Origin of the sequence: Pseudomonas sp. CBC3 (assembly GCF_037967085.1) — a bacterium.
In the GTDB taxonomy this organism is placed as follows: Bacteria; Pseudomonadota; Gammaproteobacteria; order Pseudomonadales; family Pseudomonadaceae; genus Stutzerimonas.
The window spans coordinates 380929-397874 of the sequence record NZ_JBANEO010000001.1 but is presented as its reverse complement, the minus strand read 5'-3'; the positions used below and the strand labels follow the sequence as shown (position 1 = coordinate 397874).

The window sequence follows — 16946 nt, the reverse complement described above, 5'->3', positions numbered from 1 at the left end:
CCATCGTTGGAAAGCTGGGAGCGGGGTAAGACGTTGTGGGCTGGCTGTTGGTGGGCTGAAGCCCACCCTATCTAACTGACGCGGAACGCCGCCCGTCAGCGCCCAGCTTTCAAGTAAACTCCGCCCCCATGAACCGAACCCTTTATACCCTGCTGTTCCATCTTGCCTTGCCGCTCGTGGTGGTTCGCCTGTTTTGGCGTGCCCGCAAAGCGCCGGCCTATTCGAAACGCATCGGCGAACGCTTTGCTGTAGGGCTGCCCGAATTCCAGCCGCATGGCATCTGGGTGCACGCTGTCTCGGTGGGTGAAAGCATCGCTGCCGCGCCGATGATTCGCGAGCTTATGGCGCGGTATCCGCACTTGCCGATCACCGTGACCTGTATGACCCCGACCGGCTCCGAACGGATCAGGGCGCTATTTGGCGATACGGTGCAGCATTGCTACTTGCCTTACGATCTGCCTTGGGCGGCTTCACGGTTCTTGCAACGACTGCAGCCGAAACTGGCTGTGGTGATGGAAACCGAGATGTGGCCCAACCATATCCACCAGTGCGCGCATCGCGGTATTCCCGTGGCGCTGGCCAATGCGCGGTTGTCCGAACGCTCGGCGCGCGGCTATGCACGATTCGCCCGGTTGACCGCGCCCATGCTGGCTGAACTGAGCCTCATCGCCGTGCAGACCGAGGCCGAGGCGGCGCGTTTCCGCCAGCTCGGCGCACGTGATGCCTGCGTAGAAGTAACCGGCTCGATCAAGTTCGACCTCAGCGTCGACCCGGTGCTGCCCGAGCAGGCCGCCCAGCTCCGCCAGCAATGGAGTGCCGTGATGCGGCCGATCTGGATCGGCGCCAGCACCCACACGGGCGAAGACGAAATTCTGCTGGCTGCGCATCGGCAGTTGTTAAACACCTATCCTGACGCGCTGTTGATCTTGGTGCCGCGCCATCCCGAACGCTTTGGCTCGGTATATGAATTGTGCCGGAAGCAGGGTTTTGCCACTGTCCGACGTTCCCTCGGCGAGCCGCCGCAGGCCCGGACGCAAGTGCTGCTTGGCGACACCATGGGCGAGTTGCTGTTTCTCTTTGCGCTGGCCGATGTGGCCTTCGTTGGCGGCAGTCTGGTGCCTACCGGCGGGCACAATTTGCTCGAGCCCGCAGCGCTGGGTAAACCCGTACTGACCGGCCCGCATCTGTTCAATTTCCTCGATATCGCCGCGCAACTGCGCGATGCCGACGCGTTGAAGGAAGTCGACAGCGCCCCCGCGCTGGCGGTGGCAATCGAGGCGTTATGGACGAATCCGGCAAGTGTCGAACAGGCTCGGGCCGCAGGGTGCCGTGTGCTGAGGAATAATCAGGGCGCGCTGGAGCGGCTGCTGGCAGGGCTGGGACGGCTGCTCGGCCAGTGATGCGGGATCTGCGCTGACTCTCGTCCCTGCTGGCTATCCGCGAAGGCTACAGCGGCCAATGCGTGCCGCCCCGTAGGAGGGGCAAAGGTTGCGGCCGTCTCCATCTGTTCCTCGTTCTATCTCTCTTTCGACGCCTCCACTGAACGGCTGCGGCAGTGATGTAGGGTGGGCTTTAGCCCACCGGATGGCGTCTTGCTTGCAGTTAGAGATTGCCCCCGCCGAGATGTGACGTTGTCCGCAGGCATGGCGGAAGCCATCCTCGCCGCTAACTCACTCCTGAAGCGGCGCCCGTCAGTCCACGCGTACCGGCTGGCCGAAATTCTCAGACAGATCCGGCGGGAGGAAGTCGCTGTCCGGATCGTAGTCCGCCTTCAGATAACGCTGCAGATCCTCCAGATCACCCGGGTTGAGTGTGCCGGCGGCCTGTTTCAGGCGCAGGCTGTCGAGGATGTAGTCATAGCGGGCGTTGTTGTAATCGCGCACGGCAGCGAACAGACGGCGTTGAGCGTCGAGCACGTCGACGATATTGCGAGTGCCCACCTGATAGCCGATGTCGGTAGCTTCCAAAGCACTCTGGCTGGAAATAATTGACTGTCGGCGCGCCTGCACTTGCTCCACGTCGGTATTCACCGCGCGATGCAGGTTGCGGGTGGACTCGACCACCTGACGGCGCAGGCTTTCGCGCTGCTGCTCGGTCTGGGTCAATTGATGAAAGGCCTCGCGCCGCTGGGAACTGGTCAGCCCGCCGCTGTACAGCGGAATGTTCAGCTGCAAACCGATGCTGCTCTGTTCGACGTCACCGGTGTAGCGCGGCAGGCTGTAGCCCGGAATATCCATGGAGCCGGTATTGGAGAAGCCCAGGCTGTCGTTGTCACCCCTGCTGTAGCGCGCCACGGCATCGACTGTCGGTGCATGGCCGGCCCGGCGCTGGCGCAGGGTTTCTTCGGCCGCGTTTACCGCCTGGTTGATCGCCAGCAGATCCAGGTTCTGCCGAGTGGCGGTGTTGACCCAGGCGCTGGCGTCGTTCGGGGTGGGCGGCAGCACTGGAAGGCTGTGCTCGACGCCTTCCAGGGCGAGGTATTCGCGATTGGTCAGGGTGAACAGGGTCTGAAAGGCATCGTCAACCTGGCGTTGGGTAATCAGTCGATTGGCGCGCGCGGTATCGAAACCCGCCTGGGCTTCGAGCACGTCGGTGCGATCGGAAAGGCCCACTTCGAAGCGTTCGTCGGCCTGGTCGAGCTGCCGCTTGAAGGCCGACTCCTCGGCTTTGGCTGCGGCGAGATTGTCCTGCGCACGTAGGACTGAGAAGTAAGCCTGGGCGGTCAGGCGGATCAGGTCCTGCTCGGCAATGGAGTATTCCAGCGCCGCTTGCTCGCTGATCGCTTCGGCCGCCTGCAACTGGAACCAGCGCTCGGCGCGGAAGATCGGTTGGCTCAAGGTGGCCTGATAAACGGTGCCACTGCGTGACAGGGAGCGTGAACCGACGTCGGTGTCGAGGTCTGTGCGGGTGTCGCTCATCTCCGCGCCCGCGCTGAGATTCGGTAGCAAGCCGGCACGTGCCTGGGGTACGACTTCCTGAGTCGCCTTGAACTGCGCGCGCGCCGCCGCGAGGTCGGCATTGTTCTCCACGGCCTGGCGATAAACGCTCACCAGATCGGTGCGATTGGAGAGCGGAGGCGCCGTCTCGGCCCAAACCAGTCCCGACGAGGCGGCCACGGCCAGTGCCAGCGTGAGTCTACGCAGCATGTGCGTCTTTCCCTGAAGCGGAGTGATGGGCAAGGCTATGCGCGGTCATGCGGCCGGTCAAGCGGCTTGGCGGCGCCCTCCAGATGCCCGCTATGGTCGGTCTGGCAGGCTCGGCGAGATGTGGCAAATGTGACCCGGCGGTCGCGACATTCGCGGATCGGCGTGGCTTTCCTCTGGACTCTTGATTAGACTCGGTCGCGTTCTTGTCGGGGTGCCTTGAAGCGAAGGCTGAGATCGGAAAGTTCCGGATCCCGTTGAACCTGATCAGGTTAAGGCCTGCGTAGGGAACAAGATGTGCTCGCCAGTTCTCCAGCGAGTCTCTCGGCGCCAATCCCGGCGCACCCCGATGCCCTTATCCCGCCGTGTTTTTCAGGTTCGCTCCGACAACTATCGAGGAGCCAGTCTGATGCGTGCAGAACAACAACATCTCAGTGAATCCGCCCAGGTCGACCAGCAGTCGATCCAGCCTTTCCCGCGTTCGCAGAAAATCTACGTGCAGGGCTCGCGCCCGGACATTCGTGTGCCGATGCGCGAGATCAGCCTCGACGTGACGCCTACTGCGTTCGGTGGCGAGATCAACGCCCCGGTCACCGTCTATGACACCTCCGGTCCTTACACCGATCCCAATGTGCAGATCGACGTGCGAAAGGGCCTGGCCGATGTGCGCAGCGCTTGGATCGCGGATCGCGGAGACACCGAGAAACTGCCGGGGCTGAGCTCCGAATTCGGCCAGCGCCGCCTGGACGATGCCGAGCTGACCGCCATGCGCTTCGCCCACGTGCGCAACCCGCGCCGCGCCAAGCCGGGCAAGAACGTCAGCCAGATGCACTACGCGCGTCAGGGCATCATCACGCCCGAGATGGAATTTATCGCCATCCGCGAAAACATGAAGTTGCAGGAGCACCGCGCCGCCGGCCTGCTGGATCAGCAGCACGCAGGTCAGAGCTTCGGCGCCAGCATTCCCAAGGAAATTACCCCGGAATTCGTCCGTGACGAAGTGGCTCGCGGCCGCGCCATCATCCCGGCCAACATCAACCACACCGAGCTGGAGCCAATGATCATCGGCCGCAACTTCCTGGTGAAGATCAACGGCAACATCGGCAACTCGGCGCTGGGATCGAGCATCGAGGAAGAAGTGGCCAAGCTGACCTGGGGCATTCGCTGGGGATCGGACACCGTGATGGACCTGTCCACCGGCAAGCACATTCACGAGACCCGCGAGTGGATCATCCGCAACTCGCCAGTGCCGATCGGCACCGTGCCGATCTACCAGGCGCTGGAGAAGGTCAACGGCGTGGCCGAGGATCTGACCTGGGAGCTGTTCCGCGACACGCTGATCGAGCAGGCCGAGCAGGGCGTGGACTACTTCACCATCCACGCTGGCGTGCTGTTGCGCTACGTGCCGCTGACCGCCAAACGAGTCACCGGCATCGTCAGCCGCGGCGGCTCGATCATGGCCAAGTGGTGCCTGGCCCATCACCAGGAAAATTTCCTCTACACCCACTTCGAGGAAATCTGCGAAATCATGAAGGCCTACGACGTCAGCTTCTCGCTGGGCGACGGCCTGCGTCCGGGCTCCATTGCCGACGCCAACGACGCCGCGCAGTTTGGCGAGTTGGAAACCCTCGGCGAGCTGACCAAGATCGCCTGGAAGCACGACGTGCAGTGCATGATCGAAGGCCCTGGTCACGTGCCCATGCACCTGATCAAGGAGAACATGGACAAGCAGCTTGAATGCTGCGACGAGGCGCCGTTTTACACCCTCGGCCCGCTGACCACCGACATTGCACCGGGCTACGACCACATCACCAGCGGCATCGGCGCGGCGATGATCGGCTGGTTCGGCTGCGCGATGCTCTGCTACGTCACGCCCAAGGAGCACCTGGGTCTGCCGAACAAGGATGACGTCAAGACAGGCATCATTACCTACAAGATCGCCGCGCATGCCGCGGATCTCGCAAAAGGTCATCCGGGCGCGCAGATTCGCGATAACGCGCTGAGCAAGGCGCGTTTCGAATTCCGCTGGGAAGATCAGTTCAACCTGGGCTTGGACCCGGACACGGCGCGGGCCTTCCACGACGAGACGCTGCCCAAGGACTCGGCCAAGGTCGCGCACTTCTGCTCCATGTGCGGGCCGAAATTCTGCTCGATGAAGATCACTCAGGAAGTCCGCGAGTACGCCGCCGAAAACGGCTTGACCGACGAGCAGAAGGCCATCGAGGCCGGCTTCGCCGAGCAGTCATCGCGCTTCAAGGATGAAGGTTCGGTCATTTACCGGCAGGTCTAAAGCGTAGAAACGTTGGGAGGTCGGGGGCGACTCGCAGGGTGTGCATACATCCTGCGAATCGCCCCCGACCTGTTAGCCGTTCTAGCGGTTTGCGCCGGACAACGGGCTCCACCGCCACTACGAGCGCTGGAGCATTCGGGGCGCATTCCATGTAGAGCGTAAGAACGATCAACCTTTTTTGAGACCCGTGGCGCGGGAATAACCCGCCGCAATGGTGGCTGAGTCTGAGCATCAACCCCGTAGCGGTTATCGCTACTTAATTTTCGGCGGCCGCGAGGTTCTCGCTCCCGCAGTTTGCGCCGGGCAACCGGTTTCTCTGAGAAAACAATGTGAACATTCCAGGCCGCTATTCCCCGCATCAAAGCGTCGCCCCTGAACACCGTGTGTTCGGCGGTCGTGACATGTTTTCCCTGTGGTTCTCCCTTGGCGTCGGCCTGATGGTGCTGCAGCTCGGCGCCTTGCTGGCACCGGGGTTGGGCATGAGTGGCGCGCTGCTGGCAATCGCCTGCGGAACCGCCGTCGGCGTGTTGCTGCTAGGGGCGGTCGCGGTGATTGGCACCGACACCGGCCTGTCATCCATGGCTGCGCTGAAGCTCACGCTGGGCAGCCGCGGTGCGGTGCTGCCGGCGTTGCTGAACCTTGTTCAGCTGATCGGCTGGGGCGCATTCGAGATCATCGTCATGCGAGATGCAGCCAGCGTGCTGGCGACCCGCGCATTCGGCGAAGGCAACGTGCTGAACAGTCCTGCGTTGTGGACCTTGTTCTTCGGCGGTCTCGCCACGCTGCTGGCCGTCACCGGCCCGCTGACCTTCGTGCGACGGATACTGCGTAAATGGGGTATCTGGCTGTTGCTCGGTGCCTGTGCCTGGCTGACCTGGAATCTGTTCGACAAGGTGGATCTCACGGCGCTCTGGGCTCGGCAGGGCGATGGCTCGTTGCCGTTCGCGCAGGGCTTCGATATCGCTATCGCCATGCCGCTGTCCTGGTTGCCGCTGATCGCCGATTACTCGCGCTTCGGCCGCGCGGCCGTGCGTGTTTTCGGGGGTACCGCGCTGGGATTCTTTGCCGGCAATTTCTGGCTGATGAGCCTTGGCGTCGCTTACACCCTGGCATTCGCCGACAGTGGGGAAGTCAACGCGTTGTTATTGGCGCTGGCCGGCGCGGGGCTGGGTATTCCGTTATTGCTGATATTGCTCGACGAGTCTGAGAACGCCTTCGCCGACATCCATTCGGCTGCGGTTTCGATCGGCATCCTATTGCCGCTCAAGGTTGAGCACCTGGCGCTGATGATTGGCGCAATCTGCACGCTTATCGCCTGGTTCGCGCCGCTCGCTGAATACCAGAATTTCCTGCTGTTGATCGGCTCGGTATTCGCGCCGCTGTTCGGTGTCGTGCTGGTCGATCATTACATTCTTCGGGGCCGAGGCCGCTTGGCCGCTCCGGCTGTCGGTTTGCGCTGGGAAACTCTGTTGGCCTGGGGCTGCGGAGCGGCTACTTATCACGTGCTCGCCAGCGCCTGGCCGGAAATCGGTGCCAGCCTGCCGGCTCTGTTCCTCTCCGGCGGGCTGCTGCTTGTGCTGAGCCGTTTCGGTCACGCTACGGCAGGTACTGAGGTTTCAGAATCGCGCTGAGTTCGGCGTACGGAATCTCCAGCTCTGGATGGCCGCTCGAATAGGGCGCGATACTGTAGACGTCGTATTTGAGCAGCACTTTGTCGCGTAGCAGGGCGACATTCGAGGTTCGCTGGAACGGCCATTGGCGAGAAAACTCGGCATCGTGCTCGTTCGCCAGCAGCCACTGCTGATGCGCTTTTGCGGCGGTACGCCAGAATGCGCCTTCCTTGCCGGGAAGCAGAACGTCTGCCAGTTCCAGCTCGCGGCCCTGTTCCCGGTCGTAGTTGATGAATCCGCGACCGGGCATGCCATGGGCGCCTCCGGTGTACAGGTAGCTCGACAGCTCGACCACGAGCAGCGAGCCGTGCTGCTCTCGCAGCTTGGCCTGCAGATAGCTGCTCCAGCCGGGTTCTGCGCTACGCAGAAAATCGTCTTGGTAGAGTTCCAAGGTTGCCGGAGTTTGGGCGTCCGGGCTGTTGATCGTCATCCTGCGCAGTCGCTGGTCAATCAGGGCGTTCAACGCCGGCTCTTCGGCGAATAACAGCGTATCGATGTTTACCAGTGGGCAGCGATCGTCCTGCTCTGGACAACCGGCGGGGCGCTGCTCGCTGACGATCTGCCGAACCTCAACGGGCGGCTCGCCGCGAAAATGCTGACAGGCGCTGAGTAGCAGGCTAAGAACGATCAATACGAAGACGTGGCGAAAAGGCTTCAATGGGTTCATGGCTCTTGTGTTGGCTGCAGTGCGGTTTCGAGTACCGGCAGGTTGTGAAGTTCGTAACTGGGCGTTTGGTAATTTTTCCGCGTGCGAGCGGTCTGCAAAGGGCTGCGCCTGAATAAACGGCGCGCTAGGATGACAACAGAGAGACCGCTCACGCCGTGACGGTTGCAGTCTTCTGGCGCCAGGCTGGCGCCGGACAATCCGATATGTGAGTGATTCATGACTGATATTTTCAAATCCGGCCCGGATGATGTCGAGATCGTCGAGCGAGAGCAATGCTTCAGCGGTTTCTATCGTCTGGACCGCCTCCAGTTGCGTCATCGCCTGTTCAATGGCGACATGGGGCGGCAACTGGAGCGTGAGCTGTTCGTTCGTCACGATGCGGTCTGCGTGCTGCCGTACGATCCTCGTCGCGACGAGGTCGTGCTGATCGAGCAGTTCCGGGTCGGAGCGGTGGGCAAGGTCGACAACCCCTGGCTGATCGAACTGGTCGCGGGTCTGATCGACAAGGACGAGCAGCCTGAAGAGGTGGCGCGTCGCGAAGCCATCGAAGAGGCGGGGTTGGAAGTGGCCGATTTGTGGCCGGTGACGACCTACTTCCCGTCGCCTGGCGGCAGCACCGAGCGAGTGCACCTTTATTTGGGGCGTTGTGACAGTTCCAATGCCGGCGGGGTGTTCGGCCTGGACGAAGAAGGTGAAGATATCCGTGTGCATGTCTGGTCGTTGCAGCGTGCACTGCAGGCCGTGCGCGACGGCGGTATCGACAACGCCGCGAGCATCATTGCATTGCAGTGGCTGGCCCTGAATCGCGATGAAGTCAGGGAGGCGTGGACATGAGGCGAACACCTGAGCGCTACCGTGTCGACTTACTGGAATTGCAATCGGCCTGCGAGGCGAACTACCTGCGGCTGATGCGGCTGCTGCCCGATATGCGCATCCAGCCTGATGTTCGCCGTATCGCCATGAGCCAGGGCGACCGCCTGTTGGGCGTGCTGGCACTGAAGGTGGTGGAAAGCTGCCCCTATACCACTACCGTGCAGATCAGCCAGCAGGACTGCCTGCCCTGGCTGCCCGCGCCACAGATGGAGGTGCGGGTATATCACGATGCGCGCATGGCGGAAGTCATCCGCGCCGAGAATGCTCGGCGGTTCCGGGGCATCTACAGCTATCCCAACGCGCAGATGCACCAGCCCGACGAGAAAAATCAGCTCAACCTGTTCCTCGGCGAATGGCTCGGCCACTGCCTGGCTTGCGGTCATGAGCTGGAGCCTGTGCTCTGACAACCGCTGCAAACCGCAAGCTCCAAGGAAGGACAGCTTGATAACTTCTGAGCGCCAGCCCCGGCACTGATTCGCTGGCAGCTTCCAGCTTCTGTGATGCATGCCCGCATCGCGCGGTTTACCCCCGCAACCGCCAGCCACCATAATTCTATTGCGATTTCGCCAAAGGAGACGGGTCTTGGCTGCGCCCCTCATTGAAAAAGACTCGGTGCTGCTGGTGCAGTTGACCGACAGTCACCTGTTCGCCGAGGCGGGCGGCAAACTACTGGGCATGGACACCGGCGAAAGTCTGCAGCGCGTGGTCGATCTGGTGCTTGCCGAGCAGCCTTGCGTCGACCTGATTCTGGCCACTGGCGATCTGTCCCAGGATGGCTCGCTTGCGTCCTATCAGCGTTTTCGCCAGCTGTCCGAGCGCATCGATGCGCCGGCGCGCTGGTGTCCGGGCAATCATGACGAGCTGCCGGCCATGCAGGAGGCCGCTCGCGGCAGTGAGATGATGGCGCCTGTGCTGGATGTCGGCGCGTGGCGGGTCATCATGCTCGATACGCTGGTGCCGGGTTCGGTATTCGGCATGCTTCGCGATGATCAGCTGGAGTTGCTCGAACGGACCCTGCAGGACGCACCGCAGCGTCATCATCTGGTCTGTCTGCATCATCACCCGGTCACCATCGGTAGCCGCTGGATGGACAGTATCGGGCTGCGCAACCGCGACGCGCTGTTCGCAGTGCTCGACCGCTTCCCTTGTGTTCAGGCCGTGCTTTGGGGGCACATCCACCAAGAATTCGACGACCAGCGCGGCGACATCAGGCTCCTGGCAACGCCGTCGACGGGCGTTCAGTTCGCCCCGGGCAGTGAGGAATTCCAAGTCGATACGCTTGCGCCGGGCTATCGCTGGTTGCGTCTCCATGATGATGGACGTCTGGATACAGGCGTATCCCGAGTGGTCGGCATGACCTTCAAGGTAGATCACAGCATTAAAGGGTATTGAGTCAGCTACGAACCACGAGCTTCAAGCAAGAGCCGACCCAACAGGCTTGAGCGGCGCGCGGGCGCAAGCCCCGATACTGATTCGCTAGCGGCTTGCAGCCGGCGCGTCTCGCCTAGTAGCCTTTCCGTCTTTTGCCAGCCCAGCGAACCAGCATGACCCGCACGCAACCCGCCATCCTCTATATGCACGGCCTTAACAGCTCCCCGCTGTCGCAAAAGGCCAGCCAATTAACCGCGGCGCTGGAGCGCATTGGCATGAGTGCATGGCTGCGAGTGCCGGCATTACATCATCATCCGCGTCAGGCCATCGCCCAGCTCGAAGCGCTCATCGCCGAGCTGGGGCGTCCTGTGCTGGTCGGCAGCTCCCTCGGCGGATACTATGCAACGCACCTCGCCGAGCGCCACGGGCTCAAGGCGCTGCTGATCAATCCGGCCGTGACGCCGCACCGTCGCTTCGATGGTTACCTCGGGCCGCAGACCAATCTCTACACGGGCGAAGTCTGGGATCTGACCGAAGACCATGTCGTTGCCCTGGCCGAGCTGGAAGTACCGCCGCCACAGGATGCCGAGCGCTATCAGGTCTGGCTGCAGACGGGCGATGAAACGCTGGATTACCGCCACGCGGCGGATTTCTACAAGGGATGCGCGTTACGCATCCAGGCCGGCGGCGATCACGGTTTCCAGGGGTTCGCTGAACGAATCCCCGCGTTGCTGGCCTTCGCCGGCTTCGATCCGGGCATCTTTGCAGAGCTCGATTTCTCCGAATCATAAGGACATCAAGAGACGCACATGTCTTATACCGCCGAAGCCATTGAAGTCCTCTCCGGCCTGGATCCGGTGCGCAAGCGTCCGGGCATGTACACCGACACCTCGCGGCCCAACCACCTGGCTCAGGAAGTCATCGACAATAGCGTCGACGAAGCGCTGGCGGGCCACGCCAGCTCCGTGCAGGTGATCCTGCACCAGGACAATTCCCTTCAGGTGATCGACGACGGTCGCGGCATGCCGGTGGATATCCACCCCGAAGAGGGTGTCTCGGGCGTCGAACTGATCCTGACCAAGCTGCATGCCGGCGGCAAATTTTCGAACAAGAACTACCAGTTCTCCGGCGGTCTGCATGGGGTCGGTATCTCGGTGGTCAACGCCTTGTCGACGCGGGTGGAAGTCACGGTCAAGCGCGACGGCAATGAATACCGCATGGCCTTCGTCGATGGCTTCAAAGCCAGCGAGCTGGATGTCATCGGTACGGTTGGCAAGCGCAACACCGGCACCAGCGTACATTTCTGGGCGGACCCGAAATATTTCGATTCAGCGAAGTTTTCGATCAGCCGGCTCAAGCACGTGCTCAAGGCGAAAGCCGTGCTTTGTCCTGGGCTGAATGTCAGCTTCGAGGACAAGAACACCGGCGAGAAAGTCGTATGGCATTACGAGGATGGCCTGCGGTCGTACCTGACCGATGCGGTCAGCGAGTTCGCCCGTCTGCCTGACGAGCCTTTTTGCGGCAGCCTGGCCGGTAACAAGGAAGCGGTCGACTGGGCGCTGTTGTGGCTGCCTGAAGGAGGCGACAGCGTCCAGGAAAGCTACGTCAACCTGATCCCGACGGCGCAGGGCGGCACTCATGTCAATGGCTTGCGTCAGGGGCTGCTGGACGCCATGCGCGAGTTCTGCGAATTCCGCAATCTATTGCCGCGCGGCGTCAAGCTGGCGCCGGAGGACGTTTGGGAGCGGATTGCCTTCGTGCTCTCGACGAAGATGCAGGAACCGCAGTTTTCCGGCCAGACCAAGGAGCGCCTGTCTTCCCGCGAGGCGGCGGCATTCGTATCCGGCGTAGTCAAGGATGCCTTCAGTCTGTGGCTCAACGCACATCCCGAGCTTGGCCTGCAGTTGGCCGAACTGGCCATCAGCAACGCCGGGCGCCGACTCAAGGCCAGCAAGAAGGTCGAACGCAAGCGCATTACTCAGGGGCCGGCGCTGCCCGGTAAATTGGCTGATTGCGCCGGACAGGATCCGGCGCGCTCCGAGCTGTTTCTGGTTGAAGGCGATTCGGCTGGCGGCTCCGCCAAGCAGGCGCGCGACAAGGAATTCCAGGCGATCCTGCCGTTGCGCGGCAAGATTCTCAATACCTGGGAAGTGGACGGCGGCGAGGTGCTGGCCAGCCAGGAAGTGCACCACATTGCCGTTGCCATCGGGCTGGATCCGGGCTCGTCCGACTTATCGCAGCTGCGTTACGGCAAGATCTGCATCCTCGCCGACGCCGACTCGGACGGCCTGCACATCGCTACGCTGCTCTGCGCGCTGTTCGTTCAGCACTTTCGTCCGTTGGTGGAGGCCGGACATGTCTATGTCGCCATGCCGCCGCTGTACCGCATCGATCTGGGCAAGGACATTTTCTATGCGCTGGACGAGGCCGAGCGCGATGGCATCCTCGATCGTCTGACGGCAGAGAAGCGCCGCGGCAAACCGCAGGTCACCCGGTTCAAGGGCCTCGGCGAAATGAATCCACCGCAGCTGCGCGAAACCACCATGGATCCGAATACGCGCCGGCTGGTGCAGCTGACGCTCGATGACTTCAGCGGTACCCGTGAAATGATGGACATGCTGCTGGCCAAGAAGCGCGCGGGCGATCGCAAGAACTGGCTCGAATCCAAGGGCAATCTCGCCGAGGTGCTGATTTGAGCAAGCCCTGGATCGCTCTGTTGTTTGCGCTGACGATGCCAGCCTGGGCCATCGCAGCGGCTCCCGAACTGTCGCTGATCAGCGAGCACCCTGTCGAAGGGATCGCTCAAGGCAACCTGTCCGGGTTGGCCTGGTGCGGCGATGGGCTGTGGGCAGTATCGGATCGTGAGGACAACGTCCTGTATCGCCTCGATGCCAGCGAAACCGTCTGGCACGCGGAGGCCGAGCGCTTCGAGTTGCCGCCCGTGCCGAACACCGGTTTGTCATGGGGGGTGCGCATGCGTGCCGCCGTTACCGGCCTGTTGCGCGGTGGTGAAATGGATTTCGAGGGCCTGAGTTGCGACCGTCTGGGCAACCGCTATCTGGTCAGCGAAGCGCACGCCGCTGTGCTGCGTGTCAGTCCGGCAGGCACGGCCGAGTGGCTGAACCTGCCCGCCGGTGTCGTTCGTCAGGCGCGCGCGAGTGGAATGCTGCTTCAATTCAACGCCATGTTCGAGGGTGTCGCTGTCGATCCGGATGCCAATCGTCTATGGCTTGCGGCCGAGCACAGTCGGCGTGGTTTGATGGTGATGCATCGCAAGCAGAGCGTCTGGGAGTGTACCGGCGGCTGCGTATTGCTGGCCGAAGGAGGGCGCGAGTTACCGTCGCCGGCGATGAACGAAACCGATCAGCCACGAAGATTCTCCGGCCTCGCTTTCCACGCGGACAAGTTGTTCACCCTGGAACCTGTCCCCCACCAGATCTGTCGGCGTAAGCCTGCGACTGGCGATAGCGAGGCGTGTTGGTCCTATGCCGCTACGGCGTTGGCGGACTCCCGTCGCTATGACACACCGTTCGGCAATGCCGAGGCCTTGTCGATAGACGCCGAAGGCGCCTGGATTGGCGTCGACAATAATCAGCTTACGCGCGCCGATGGAGAAAAGCGTCCCATTGTCTGGCGCTTCGCCGCGCCCAAAGGCGGCTGGGGTTCCAAGCAGTGACACAGCCTGCCGGACGTCGCGCCGGCCGCGTCATGCTGGTCCTGGCGTGGGGTGCGGCTCTGTTGCTGGCCACTCGTTTTTTTGCCGACTGGGAGCAAAGTCGCGTCAACCCCAACCGGGAGCCCGTTTCCGTCGTGCAGGGCGACCAGATCGAGGTTCACTTGGAGGGCAATATCCAGGGCCACTTCGTCGCTGATGGGCTGATCAATGGCCAGCCGGTTACCTTCCTGCTGGATACCGGCGCCACCGACGTTGCCATACCGGCAGAACTGGCCGAAGAGCTGGATCTCGCGCGCGGCGCTCCGGTGCGGTTGCAGACAGCCAATGGCCAGACCACTGGCTATCGCACGGTGCTCGACAGCCTTGCGCTTGGCGACATCGTTCTGCAGGACGTGCGTGCGCTTATCGCGCCTGGCTTCGGCGGCGAGCAGGTGCTGCTCGGCATGAGCGCCTTGAAACAACTCGAATTCACCCAGCGCGCCGGCACTCTGGTGCTGCGCCAACACGCCACGGATCGACCATGAGCGCACTCATACAGGCGACAGTGCCGGTGCTGGCCTCGCTGGACCTTGATGAAAGCCGGGCCTTCTATGCCTCCTTCCTGGGCTTTCGCATGCGGCTGCAGGCCGCTGATTACTTGATTCTGGAACGTGGCGGGTCCGAACTGCACTTCTGGCTCTGCGCCGAGCGACACCTGGCGGAAAATACCTCCTGCTACGTGCGTACCGGCGATTGCCAGGCGTTGTATGAAGAGTTCAGCCAGCGAGGCCTGACCTTGGAGGCCCCGGTGCTGCGGCCTTGGGGCATGAAAGAACTGTACGTTATCGACATCCACGGCAACCTGCTCAAGTTCGGCGAGCGACAGCCGTGAGTCATCCAACCTTTGCTGAAGAACACTGCTGATGAGCGAAACAATCGATCTGAGCCTGGACGGCGTGGAGCGCCGCTCCCTCGCTGACTTCACCGAGCAGGCCTACCTCAACTACTCCATGTACGTAATCATGGACCGCGCGCTGCCGCATATCGGCGATGGCTTGAAGCCGGTGCAACGGCGCATCGTCTATGCCATGAGCGAGCTGGGACTGAACGCCGATTCGAAACACAAAAAGTCGGCGCGTACCGTCGGCGACGTCCTCGGCAAGTTCCACCCGCACGGCGACTCGGCCTGCTACGAAGCCATGGTGCTGATGGCGCAGCCGTTCAGCTATCGCTACACGCTGGTCGATGGCCAGGGCAACTGGGGGGCGCCCGACGATCCGAAGTCCTTTGCCGCCATGCGCTACACCGAGGCACGCTTGTCGCGCTATTCCGAGGTGCTGCTGTCCGAGCTTGGGCAGGGCACCGTCGACTGGGTGCCGAACTTCGACGGCACCCTCGACGAGCCGGCGACCTTGCCGGCGCGCTTGCCCAACCTGCTGCTCAATGGCACGACGGGTATCGCAGTGGGCATGGCCACCGACGTGCCGCCGCACAATCTGCGCGAAGTCGCCGCTGCGTGCGTGCGCTTGCTCGACGAGCCGGGCGCGACCGTCGAGCAGCTCTGCGAACACGTACAAGGACCGGATTATCCGACCGAGGCGGAAATCGTCACTCCGCGTGCGGACCTGTTGAAGATCTACGAAACCGGGCGCGGTTCAGTGCGCATGCGTGCCGTGTACCGGGTCGAGGATGGCGACATCGTCGTCACCTCGTTGCCGCATCAGGTCTCCGGCGCCAAGGTGCTGGAGCAGATCGCCACCCAGATGCAGGCCAAAAAGCTGCCCATGGTCGCCGATCTGCGTGACGAATCGGATCACGAAAACCCGTGCCGGATCGTCATCATCCCGCGCTCCAACCGGGTCGATGCCGACGAGCTGATGCAGCACCTGTTCGCCACCACCGAGCTGGAGTCCAGCTACCGGGTCAACACCAATGTCATCGGTCTCGATGGCCGGCCGCAGGTGAAAAACCTCAAGACGCTGCTGTCCGAGTGGCTGACCTACCGCATCGGCACCGTTCGCCGCCGTCTGCAGTTCCGGCTGGACAAGGTGGAGAAGCGTCTGCATCTGTTGGAAGGCTTGCTGGTGGCCTTCCTCAACCTCGACGAGGTGATTCACATCATCCGCACCGAGGATCAGCCCAAGCCGGTGCTGATGGCGCGCTTCGAGCTGTCCGACCTGCAGGCCGACTACATCCTCGACACTCGCCTGCGGCAGTTGGCGCGGCTGGAAGAAATGAAGATCCGTGGCGAGCAGGACGAGCTGGCCAAGGAGCGCGACAAGCTGTTGGCGCTGCTCGGCAGTGAGACCAAGCTGAAGAAGCTGGTGCGCAAGGAGCTGCTGGAGGACGCCGAAACCTACGGCGACGACCGCCGTTCGCCAATCGTGGCGCGGGCCGAGGCCAAGGCGTTGTCGGAGAACGAACTGCTGCCATCCGAGCCGATCACCGTGGTGATTTCCGAGAAGGGCTGGGCGCGTTGCGCCAAAGGCCACGATATCGATGCGACCGGGCTGTCCTACAAGGCTGGCGATGGCTTCAGGGCGTCCTCCGTCGGCCGCTCCAATCAATATGCAGTGTTCATCGACTCCACTGGCCGTAGCTATTCGCTGGCGGCGCACTCGCTACCGTCGGCGCGTGGCCAGGGTGAGCCGCTCACCGGGCGGCTGACGCCGCCGCCGGGGGCCAGTTTCGAATGCGTGCTGTTGCCCGATGACGATGCGTTGTACGTGATCGCGTCGGATGCCGGTTACGGCTTCGTGGTCAAGGGCGAGGATCTACAGGCCAAGAACAAAGCGGGCAAGGCACTGCTGTCATTGCCGGCCGGCGCCCGCGTAGTCGCGCCGCGCCCGCTGAAGAGCAGAGATCAGGACTGGCTGGCGGCCGTCACCACCGAAGGGCGGTTGCTGGTGTTCCCGGTCCGTGATCTTCCGCAGTTGGGCAAGGGCAAAGGCAACAAGATCATCGGCATCCCCGGCGATCGCGTCGCAAGTCGCGACGAGTACCTGACCGACCTTGCCGTGTTGCCCGAGGGAGCAACCCTGATATTGCAGGCCGGCAAGCGCACCTTGTCGCTCAGGGCCGATGACCTCGAACACTACAAGGGCGAACGCGGACGTCGTGGGAACAAGCTGCCGCGCGGCTTCCAGCGTGTGGACTCGCTGCTGGTCGAGGTGTGACGGAGGTCAGCAGTCGCTAGAGGCTGGCTTCCGATGGCTGTTTAACGGAAGATAGCGGCCTTCCAAAATTCATCATTCTCGATGCACTGCAATCGTCGGTC

The 16946-nt window shown here is 62.4% G+C and carries 14 protein-coding genes and 1 riboswitch; of the genes, 12 read left to right on the top strand and 2 right to left on the bottom strand.

Annotated elements, in window-relative coordinates; genetic code table 11:
* Window positions 1–128: 128 nt before the first annotated feature.
* The gene (gene waaA / locus V6943_RS01870) at window positions 129–1400 is read left to right on the top strand and encodes a lipid IV(A) 3-deoxy-D-manno-octulosonic acid transferase (protein WP_340552436.1); all 1272 of its coding nucleotides are present in this window, start codon (window positions 129–131) and stop codon (window positions 1398–1400) included.
* A 291-nt stretch (window positions 1401–1691) separates the two neighbouring features.
* Here waaA and V6943_RS01865 read toward each other — a convergent pair whose 3' ends face one another.
* The gene (locus V6943_RS01865) at window positions 1692–3146 is read right to left on the bottom strand and encodes a TolC family outer membrane protein (protein ID WP_340552435.1); all 1455 of its coding nucleotides are present in this window, start codon (window positions 3144–3146) and stop codon (window positions 1692–1694) included.
* Window positions 3147–3343: 197 nt separating this feature from the next.
* A riboswitch (TPP riboswitch) is annotated at window positions 3344–3450 on the top strand.
* A gap of 102 nt (window positions 3451–3552) precedes the next feature.
* Between V6943_RS01865 and thiC the strand changes: the two genes are divergently transcribed.
* A complete protein-coding gene (thiC, locus tag V6943_RS01860; protein ID WP_445324101.1) occupies window positions 3553–5433 on the top strand; it encodes a phosphomethylpyrimidine synthase ThiC in 1881 nt (626 codons plus the stop codon).
* 329 nt (window positions 5434–5762) lie between these two features.
* Window positions 5763–7064 (top strand): putative hydroxymethylpyrimidine transporter CytX, encoded by a 1302-nt coding sequence (gene cytX, locus V6943_RS01855; RefSeq protein ID WP_340552434.1) that lies wholly within the window; start codon window positions 5763–5765, stop codon window positions 7062–7064.
* Here cytX and V6943_RS01850 read toward each other — a convergent pair.
* Window positions 7030–7770, bottom strand: coding sequence for an RsiV family protein (locus tag V6943_RS01850; protein ID WP_340552433.1), 741 nt, complete (start codon window positions 7768–7770; stop codon window positions 7030–7032). The two genes, cytX and V6943_RS01850, sit on opposite strands and share 35 nt — an antisense overlap.
* Before the next feature lie 216 nt (window positions 7771–7986).
* Between V6943_RS01850 and nudF the strand changes: the two genes are divergently transcribed.
* The 9 genes from nudF (at window position 7987) to parC (ending at window position 16845) form a co-directional block, all read left to right on the top strand.
* Window positions 7987–8604: an ADP-ribose diphosphatase gene (gene nudF, locus V6943_RS01845; RefSeq protein ID WP_181099729.1), complete on the top strand. Its 618-nt coding sequence runs from the start codon at window positions 7987–7989 to the stop codon at window positions 8602–8604.
* Entirely contained in the window at window positions 8601–9047 is a 447-nt protein-coding gene (locus tag V6943_RS01840) for a DUF1249 domain-containing protein (RefSeq protein WP_131649660.1), read from the top strand. The genes nudF and V6943_RS01840 overlap by 4 nt, the downstream gene beginning before the upstream one ends.
* A 178-nt stretch (window positions 9048–9225) precedes the next feature.
* Entirely contained in the window at window positions 9226–10035 is an 810-nt protein-coding gene (gene cpdA, locus V6943_RS01835) for a 3',5'-cyclic-AMP phosphodiesterase (RefSeq protein WP_231752154.1), read from the top strand.
* A 152-nt stretch (window positions 10036–10187) separates the two neighbouring features.
* On the top strand, window positions 10188–10805 hold the full coding sequence (locus V6943_RS01830; protein ID WP_131649662.1) for a YqiA/YcfP family alpha/beta fold hydrolase: 618 nt from the start codon (window positions 10188–10190) through the stop codon (window positions 10803–10805).
* An 18-nt stretch (window positions 10806–10823) separates the two neighbouring features.
* Window positions 10824–12710: a DNA topoisomerase IV subunit B gene (parE, locus tag V6943_RS01825; RefSeq protein ID WP_340552432.1), complete on the top strand. Its 1887-nt coding sequence runs from the start codon at window positions 10824–10826 to the stop codon at window positions 12708–12710.
* 35 nt (window positions 12711–12745) lie between these two features.
* Window positions 12746–13690: an esterase-like activity of phytase family protein gene (locus V6943_RS01820; protein ID WP_445324119.1), complete on the top strand. Its 945-nt coding sequence runs from the start codon at window positions 12746–12748 to the stop codon at window positions 13688–13690.
* Window positions 13687–14214, top strand: a complete 528-nt coding sequence (locus V6943_RS01815) for a retropepsin-like aspartic protease family protein (RefSeq protein WP_340552430.1) — start codon at window positions 13687–13689, stop codon at window positions 14212–14214. The genes V6943_RS01820 and V6943_RS01815 overlap by 4 nt, the downstream gene beginning before the upstream one ends.
* Window positions 14211–14561, top strand: a complete 351-nt coding sequence (locus tag V6943_RS01810; RefSeq protein WP_340552429.1) for a bleomycin resistance protein — start codon at window positions 14211–14213, stop codon at window positions 14559–14561. Before V6943_RS01815 ends, V6943_RS01810 begins: the two co-directional genes overlap by 4 nt.
* Window positions 14562–14592: 31 nt before the next feature.
* A complete protein-coding gene (gene parC, locus V6943_RS01805) occupies window positions 14593–16845 on the top strand; it encodes a DNA topoisomerase IV subunit A (protein ID WP_340552428.1) in 2253 nt (750 codons plus the stop codon).
* Window positions 16846–16946: the final 101 nt, after the last annotated feature.

What these genes read in the sequence shown, in the direction of transcription:
- V6943_RS01810 (WP_340552429.1), top strand. Translation starts at nt 14,211, where the DNA reads ATGAGCGCACTCATACAGGCGACAGTGCCGGTGCTGGCCTCGCTGGAC.
- V6943_RS01840 (WP_131649660.1), top strand. Translation starts at nt 8,601, where the DNA reads ATGAGGCGAACACCTGAGCGCTACCGTGTCGACTTACTGGAATTGCAA.
- V6943_RS01830 (WP_131649662.1), top strand. Translation starts at nt 10,188, where the DNA reads ATGACCCGCACGCAACCCGCCATCCTCTATATGCACGGCCTTAACAGC.
- waaA (WP_340552436.1), top strand. Translation starts at nt 129, where the DNA reads ATGAACCGAACCCTTTATACCCTGCTGTTCCATCTTGCCTTGCCGCTC.
- V6943_RS01820 (WP_445324119.1), top strand. Translation starts at nt 12,746, where the DNA reads ATGCCAGCCTGGGCCATCGCAGCGGCTCCCGAACTGTCGCTGATCAGC.
- V6943_RS01865 (WP_340552435.1), bottom strand. Translation starts at nt 3,146, where the DNA reads ATGCTGCGTAGACTCACGCTGGCACTGGCCGTGGCCGCCTCGTCGGGA.
- thiC (WP_445324101.1), top strand. Translation starts at nt 3,553, where the DNA reads ATGCGTGCAGAACAACAACATCTCAGTGAATCCGCCCAGGTCGACCAG.
- V6943_RS01850 (WP_340552433.1), bottom strand. Translation starts at nt 7,770, where the DNA reads ATGAACCCATTGAAGCCTTTTCGCCACGTCTTCGTATTGATCGTTCTT.
- parC (WP_340552428.1), top strand. Translation starts at nt 14,593, where the DNA reads ATGAGCGAAACAATCGATCTGAGCCTGGACGGCGTGGAGCGCCGCTCC.
- nudF (WP_181099729.1), top strand. Translation starts at nt 7,987, where the DNA reads ATGACTGATATTTTCAAATCCGGCCCGGATGATGTCGAGATCGTCGAG.
- parE (WP_340552432.1), top strand. Translation starts at nt 10,824, where the DNA reads ATGTCTTATACCGCCGAAGCCATTGAAGTCCTCTCCGGCCTGGATCCG.